This is a genomic window from Parasutterella sp. (assembly GCF_057870745.1).
The window spans coordinates 37,542-43,788 of the sequence record NZ_DBMALT010000024.1 but is presented as its reverse complement, the minus strand read 5'-3'; the positions used below and the strand labels follow the sequence as shown (position 1 = coordinate 43,788).

Here is a 6,247-nt window from a genome sequence, read left to right as displayed (position 1 = left end):
CAAGTAGGCGACCCGCATAGGTTAATTGGAACCGCTGGGTGCGAGACCCGCATGCCCAGTGGTGTGAGAGGGGTAGGTGAAAGCTTCCCCTACTCGATTTTATAGCGGCAGGATCTTTCAAAACAGTTTCCATCCCCGCCTTTTCTTGTGAGAGTTTGATTCTTGATCGCACAGTCTTTTATTAAAGAACTGCTTGACCGAGCAGACATTTACGAGGTCGTTAACCGCAGAGTTCCTTTGCAGCAAAAGGGCGCTTCGGCTTGGGCGTGCTGTCCCTTCCATAATGAAAAGAGTCCGAGCTTTTCAGTGAACCGCGAACGCGGTTTTTATCACTGCTTCGGCTGCGGAGAACACGGCAACGCCATCAGCTTCTTAATGAAGTATGAGAATCTTCCGTTTGTCGATGCAGTCGAAAAGCTCGCCTCTGAATTCAGCATGCAGGTTCGCTACGAAGGCGGCGCACCTAAACCCAAGAGCGGTAAACCGCGTTTGTCCGAGATTATGCAGAGGGCGATGGAGTTTTACCGCGATAAGTTCAACAGCGACAAGTTTTCCCAAGACTACCTCCATAACCGCGGACTCAAAGACGAAACCATCGAGCGTTTCGGCATCGGCTTCTCGCCGGATGCCTGGCATAACTTAGACGCCGTCTTCACACCTGACCTCAAACCCTTGCTTTTAGAGGCCGGTCTTCAGAGAACCGGTCAGAGCGGAAACGTCTACGATTTCTTCCGCAACCGCCTGATGTTCCCGATCCGCAATATTCGCGGACAAGTCATTGCATTTAGTGCGCGAACCATGATCGGGGAAGAGCCTAAATACATCAACACAGGCGACACTCCGATTTTTGCGAAAGGCTCCGAAGTCTTCGGTTTGTACGAAGCGCGCAAAAGCATTCAGGATAAAAAGCGCGTCATCGTGGTCGAAGGCCAGATGGATGTGATTCAGCTTTCTCAAGCCGGATTCGGAGAGGCCTGTGCACCACTGGGTACAGCGATTCGAGCTGAGCATATTGAACGCCTTCTTAAGATGACCGATCACGTCATTTTCTCGTTTGACGGAGATGCGGCAGGGCGTAAGGCGGCAAAGCGCGCGATGGATTTGTCGCTTCCGCTCTTGGATGATGCTCAGAAAGTCAGTTTTGTGTTCCTGCCCGAGGGCGAAGATCCCGACAGTTTGGTCAAGAAGTCCGGCGCTCCCGCCTTCGAAGAGATGCTCAAAAAGGCGCTGCCGCTTTCCAGTTACCTGATTGAAGCATTGTCTCAAGGACTGGATTTAGCCGTTCTTGAAGACCGCAACGCATTTATTGAAGAAGCATCTCCGCTCGTTCGTAAGACAAAAAGTCCGCTTCTGCGCGATGGCTTAATCGAACGTTTGAGCACGGCAGTCGGCTATAAGAATTCCGACGAACTCCGTAAATATTTCGGTTTTCCTGTGTTGCCGCCGGCGGCTCCTCAGAGACCCAGCGGCTTTGGCAATCAGCGATACAGCTTCGGAAGAGGCTACGACCGGTATAAGACGCCGCGGATTCCGACGTCGACCGGACGAAGTATTCCTCCGACGGCAGACGCCCCTTTAATGGCACTCCTAAGAAACTTTCTGCGTTTTCCTCAGCTGGCCCTGGAATTTGAAGGCATGCTCGCCGAGCAGCTGTCTGAGAGCAATTCTCCGGTTTCGGAATTGTTGTTCAAAGTGATTGAGCGAGTGACGCACGAGGATGAGAGCGGCCACACGCTTGCCCAGTTCCTGGCTGACCTTCCGGGACCTGCCGATGAAAATTTCGAAAAAGAAATGGATTCGGCCCGTTCAATGATTTCCACCTTCTTACTGGAAGAGGGCATTGATTCGGTCATTCGAAAAGGGCTGAGTCAAGGACAGATACTTCAAACACCGCTGGAAGCAGCGCGATTGGAATGCCGCCGTATCCTCCTTCAGATGGAGCTGAATCGCGTCGAGGTGCAGCGTCGGGCTTTGTCGACAAAGGGCAACTTAGATGACGCTGACAGAAAAGTTTTCAGAGACTTGATGCAGCTCGATCAGGATCTCCAGAAAGAAATCAAATCCATTGATGCGGGTATTAACGATATTCTGCTGAGAAAACGAGAGAAGTAAGAATGTTAGAAGTTCTGACAGTCGGCAGTTTTTGCGCCTCTCTTTTTTATTGTCTCTTCACAGGCACATCGATCCTCTACGCGCTGATTTTCGCGTTTTTCCTTTTCTGCGGCTATGCCCTTTATCGCGGCTTTAGCCTGCAGGAAATCGGAAAGGCTTGCCGTCAAAGCATTGCTAAGATCAGCAACATCATCATAGTGATGCTCTTAATCGGAGCGTTGACCGCGTCCTGGCGAGCCAGCGGAACGATCGCCTACCTTGTCAGCTATGCCTCCGAGATCATTTCTCCTTCTTGGAGTCTCCTGGGCACCTTTATTTTGAATGCCGCCTTGAGTTCTCTGATCGGGACTTCTTTTGGTACCGCGGCAACGATGGGTGTAGTTACCATGTCGCTGTGTGTCGCTATGGGCGTCTCTCCGTTTTGGGCCGGCGGAGCTGCTCTTGCCGGTGCATATGTAGGAGATCGCTGCTCTCCGGTATCGACCAGCGCGCAATTAGTCTGTGCTGTTACCGGTACGGAGCTCTATAAAAACATTAAAAATATGCTGAGGACTGGGTTGATCCCGTTCCTCCTTGCGTGTCTCATTTACTTTTTTGTAGGAAACGGGCAGGGCGCCCAAGCCGCGGATATTGACCTGACAAAACTTTTTAGTCAGGAATACATTCTGTCTGCTTGGACCTTGATTCCGGCCATCGTTCTGTTAACGATGGTCATGCTCAAGGCCGACATTAAGCTCACTATGATCGCGAGTATCGCATCGGCTTTCGTCACAGCGCTTTTCTTGAGAGATTTAGGTTCTATTGAACTTTGCAAGATTTTATTCAGCGGATATCAGGCAGCTTCCCCTGAAGTGGGGCGTCTCATGAACGGCGGCGGAGTTCTTTCGATGATTCAGGTTTGCTGCATCATCTCTATCTCCTGCACGTTTGCTGGGATTTTTGAGTTGACGGGGATGCTGAGACGTTTAGAAAGCGGCATTGCTTATCTCGGTGCGAAGGCAGGCGTTTTCCTGACAATTACGCTGACCGCCTTGGCGACGGCTGCTTTATCCTGCAACCAGATGCTTGCAGTTATTTTGACCGAGCAGCTTTGCAATAAGATCCAGCCGGATAAAATCAAAATGGCCGCTTCATTGGAAAACACCGCAATTGTCATTGCCCCGTTGATTCCATGGTCCATCGCCGGTGCTGTACCTGTGGCAACGATCGGCGCGCCTCAAAGCTGCGTTATTGCAGCGGTCTTCCTTTGGATGCTTCCGGTATGGGGCATTCTCGTCGAAAAAGTTCTTCGCAAAACCTACCCGACATTCTCCTAAGCTGATTATCAAAAAACTCCTCAATTTGCGACGAATTCGCAAAAATTAAGGGAAGGGCCTTGACAGGCATGGTAAAATTACCTTACCAAAATAGTCGGTAGGGCTATTTGCGCGCCCAGGAGATCGAGGATAGATCGGAGGCGCTTTAAAAACCCTGAAATTGAGTCGGGTGTTGAAGGATTTACGTATCGGTCCAACGCTATGGCCGCTGAAATTTTTTGCTTCCTTCGACCGGCCGTTTCAGGTTAATTCGTTAAAGACAGGCGGAATTTTACACGAGCAGTTTTGCGGTGCATTTTTTCCGCTTTTGTTTTTTCGATCGTTTGATGCGTAGTCATCATAAGGTGGAACATGGCAACAGCCAAAAAAACAACTAAGAAGACAACTACGAATGCAGGCGCTGATACTACAGAAAAAGTAGGAGCAGCCGAAACTACTGCAGCAACCAAGACCGCTGCAAAGAAAACAGCCGCTAAAACAACGGCAACGAAAGCTACAGCTGCAAAGAGAACTCGTACTCAGAAGGCAGCTGCTGAAGAAACGGTTGCCGAAGTGACGGCAGAACCGGTTAAAAAAACGACGAGAAAGACATCGGCGGCTAAAGCCACACCTTCTAAAGCTGCTGAAGAAACCCCCGTAAAAAAGACAACTCGAAAGACAGCAGCTAAATCTGCCGCAGCTGACGAAACTGCTGGCGAAGCCGTAGCCGCAAAAGCTCCTGCTAAGAAAACAGCTGCTAAAAAGACAACGGCAAAGGCAAAACCTGAGGCCAAACGCGGCCGTCCCGGCAGAAAAGCAAAAGTTGAGACAACTGAGGACGACTTGGTTGGTGATAGCGACGACGACTCCATCGATGAAGAAGTCGCAATCGCTGAGTCCTATGTTCCGCCGGCTTCTGTTCGCGGAAAAGGCAAGGCACGTGACAAGGCAATGAAAGAAGCCTTGAACCGTAGCTATGCTCATCATGAAGAAGACGATAAAGAAACTCGTTTGAACAAGCTTAAGGCGTTAATTCGCATGGGTAAGGAAAGAGGCTATCTGACTTACTCTGAAGTTAACGACCACATGCCGGAAAATATCGTCGATCCGGATCAGATCGACCAGATCATTTCGACATTGGCTGACTTGGGTATTCAGGTTTACGAACAGGCCCCGACCGCAGACGATTTGCTCATCGGCGATTCTGTTCCGACTGCCAGCGACGACGCAGCGGAAGAAGAAGCTGAAGCTGCTTTGGCCACCGTTGACAGCGAATTTGGCCGTACGACTGACCCTGTCAGAATGTATATGAGAGAAATGGGTTCCGTCGAGCTTCTGACTCGCGAAGGCGAAATTGAAATCGCAAAGCGAATTGAAGACGGCTTGAAGCACATGGTTCACGCTATTTCCGGCTGCCCGACAACGATCGTTGCTATTTTGGAAGACGCTGAAAAGGTCAGAAACGGCACAATGCAGATCGACCAGATCGTGGACGGCTTGGTTGACGGTTTGGATGAAGAAGCCAGCGAGCAGGTGGCTGAAGACGACGAAAGCACGGACATTGGTGCTTCCGGTATGACGGCAGGTCAGATTGACGAACTCAAGACAGTCGTTCTTGCCAAACTCGACCACTGCAAAGAGCTTTATCAAGATCTGAAGCATGCCTACGAGGCTGAAGGTTACCGTTCTCCTGCCTTTATTAAGGCCCAGGATGCAATCCAGGAAGAACTGCTTTCTCTGCGCTTTACAGCTAACACTGTTGAACGCTTGTGCACCATGCTGAAAACGCAGGTTGAAGAAGTTCGTAAGTACGAAAGCCGTATTTACGACATCGTCGTCAATCGTGCAAAGATGCCGCGTGAGCTGTTCCTCAAGGAATTCCTTGACAACGAAACGAACTTGGCATGGTCTCAGGCAATTGCAGAGAGCGATAAGCCTTACGCAATCGACGTCAAACGTAAGCTTCCTGAAATTCAGCATCTCCAGCAGCAGCTTCAGAATATTCAGAATGCTGTAACGCTGCCTCTGAAGGATCTGAAGGACGTTTACAACCAGATGGCAACCGGTGAGGCTAAGGCTAGAAAAGCTAAGCGCGAAATGACCGAAGCTAACCTTCGTCTGGTGATTTCTATTGCTAAGAAATACACCAACCGCGGTTTGCAGTTCCTCGATCTGATTCAGGAAGGCAACGTCGGCTTGATGAAAGCTGTTGATAAGTTCGAATATCGCCGCGGATATAAGTTCTCTACTTATGCCACATGGTGGATTCGTCAGGCTATTACGAGATCTATTGCTGACCAGGCCAGAACCATTCGTATTCCGGTTCACATGATTGAAACCATCAACAAGATGAACCGTATTTCTCGCCAAATCCTCCAGGAAACCGGTGTTGAGCCGGATCCAGCAGAGTTGGCTGAGAAAATGGATATGCCGGAAGATAAGATCCGTAAGATCCTGAAGATCGCTAAGGAACCGATTTCTATGGAAACCCCGATCGGTGACGACGAGGATTCGCATCTTGGAGATTTCTTGGAGGACTTCGGAACTGTTGCTCCTGCGGAAGCCGCTCAGCAGTCCAGTCTTACCGAGATCACTAAGGAAGTTCTGGATTCTCTGACTCCGAGAGAAGCCAAGGTTCTAAGAATGCGTTTCGGCATTGAAATGAGCACCGACCACACGTTGGAGGAGGTCGGCCGTCAGTTCGATGTTACTCGTGAAAGAATTCGTCAGATTGAGGCCAAAGCCCTTCGTAAGCTTCGTCATCCAAGCCGTTCGGATAAGTTGAAGAGCTTCATGGAAGGCGGAAGCAATAACTAAGATTTAAAAACACGAAGTAGGGG

3 protein-coding genes are annotated in these 6,247 nt (G+C 49.9%); all 3 read left to right on the top strand.

The genetic code is table 11. The features are described 5' to 3' along the window. Window positions 1–162: 162 nt before the first annotated feature. The 3 genes from dnaG to rpoD all read left to right on the top strand — a co-directional run bounded on the left by dnaG (window position 163) and on the right by rpoD (window position 6,224). Window positions 163–2,112: a DNA primase gene (dnaG, locus tag ACZND6_RS07865; RefSeq protein ID WP_155165740.1), complete on the top strand. Its 1,950-nt coding sequence runs from the start codon at window positions 163–165 to the stop codon at window positions 2,110–2,112. A gap of 2 nt (window positions 2,113–2,114) precedes the next feature. Next, a complete protein-coding gene (locus ACZND6_RS07860; protein ID WP_008811709.1) occupies window positions 2,115–3,428 on the top strand; it encodes a Na+/H+ antiporter NhaC family protein in 1,314 nt (437 codons plus the stop codon). 351 nt (window positions 3,429–3,779) lie between these two features. Further along, window positions 3,780–6,224, top strand: a complete 2,445-nt coding sequence (rpoD, locus tag ACZND6_RS07855; protein WP_155165741.1) for an RNA polymerase sigma factor RpoD — start codon at window positions 3,780–3,782, stop codon at window positions 6,222–6,224. Window positions 6,225–6,247 lie beyond the last annotated feature (23 nt).